1 protein-coding gene is annotated in these 1,724 nt (G+C 57.1%); it reads left to right on the top strand.

Annotated features, from left to right (window positions below; translation table 11 throughout):
* The coding region (gene acs / locus KO503_RS13620; RefSeq protein WP_215992106.1) for an acetate--CoA ligase at positions 1-1,724 on the top strand (1,724 nt) is incomplete at both ends.

The following is a 1,724-nucleotide window of genomic DNA, read 5'->3' as shown; positions in this document are numbered from 1 at the left end:
GTCGATATCAAATGGTATGCCGACGGTGTTTTGAACGTTTCCGCCAATTGTATCGACCGCCATTTGCCCACCCGTGCCTTGCAAACTGCGATCATTTTTGAACCCGATGATCCCGATGCCGAGGCGCAGCACATCACCTACAAAGAGCTGTCGGATAAGGTCAATCGCTTTGCCAATGTGCTCTTGTCCCAAGGCGTGATGCGCGGGGATCGCGTGGTGATTTACCTGCCGATGATCCCAGAGGCCGCCTATGCCATGCTGGCCTGTGCGCGCATCGGCGCGATTCATTCTATTGTTTTCGCTGGATTTTCCCCTGATGCTTTGGCCAATCGCATCAATGATTCCGGCGCAAAACTTGTGATCACAGCCGACACAGCCCCGCGCGGCGGCCGCAAGACAGCGCTCAAATCCAACGCCGACGCGGCCTTGCTGCATTGCTCTGACAAAGTGCGCTGTTTGGTGGTCAAACACACCGGCGATCAAACCACTTGGATCGATGGCCGCGATGTTGACGTCAAATACTTGATGCAGCACGCCTCGCCTGAGTGCCCGCCGCGTCCGATGAATGCCGAAGACCCGCTGTTCGTGCTCTATACATCCGGCTCGACCGGCAAACCCAAAGGCGTTGTGCACACCTCTGGCGGCTATCTGGCTTACGCCGCGATGACCCATAAGTATGTGTTCGATTACCACGACGGCGATGTGTTTTGGTGCACCGCTGACGTCGGTTGGGTCACAGGCCACAGCTATATCGTCTACGGCCCCTTGGCCAATGGCGCCACAACAGTGATGTTCGAAGGCGTGCCGACTTACCCCGATGCGGGGCGGTTCTGGGCCGTGTGCGAAAAGCACAAAGTGAACCAATTCTACACCGCACCGACAGCCCTGCGCGCGCTGATGGGACAAGGCAATTCTTTCGTCGAAAACTACGATCTGTCCGCTATCAAAGTGCTGGGCACCGTGGGCGAGCCGATCAATCCAGAAGCGTGGAATTGGTACAATGACGTGGTCGGTAAAGGTCGCGCGCCGATCGTTGACACATGGTGGCAAACGGAAACCGGCGGGCATCTTTTGGCGCCTTTACCGGGGGCTATCGCCACCAAACCCGGATCGGCCACCCTGCCGTTCTTTGGTGTGCAACCGGTGATTTTGGATGCCACAACAGGCGAAGAAATCACCACGGTTGAAGCCGAAGGTGTGCTCTGCCTCAAAGACTCATGGCCCGGCCAAATGCGCACCGTTTGGGGTGACCACGAGCGGTTCCAAGAGACCTATTTCCAACAGTACAAAGGCTACTACTTCTCCGGTGACGGCTGTCGCCGCGACGCCGATGGGTACTACTGGATCACAGGGCGCGTCGATGATGTGATCAACGTGTCAGGCCACCGCATGGGCACCGCCGAAGTGGAAAGCGCACTGGTGGCCCACGCCGCAGTTGCAGAAGCCGCCGTCGTCGGATTCCCTCATGAAATCAAAGGCCAAGGCATCTACGCCTATGTCACTTTGATGAACGACCAAGAGCCGTCTGACGACTTGAAAAAAGAACTGGAAAAATGGGTCCGCACCGAAATCGGCCCCATCGCCAAACCGGACTTCATCCAATGGGCGCCGGGCCTGCCCAAAACCAGATCTGGCAAAATCATGCGCCGCATCCTGCGCAAAATCGCAGAAAATGACACGGGCTCAATGGGCGACATCTCAACTCTAGCCGAACCCGCAGTCGT

The sequence above is a fragment of the Pacificibacter marinus genome (assembly GCF_018860505.1).
Lineage (GTDB): Bacteria > Pseudomonadota > Alphaproteobacteria > Rhodobacterales > Rhodobacteraceae > Celeribacter > Celeribacter marinus_B.
The sequence above is the reverse complement of the archived record's forward strand: the minus strand, read 5'-3'. Positions and strand labels throughout refer to the sequence as shown.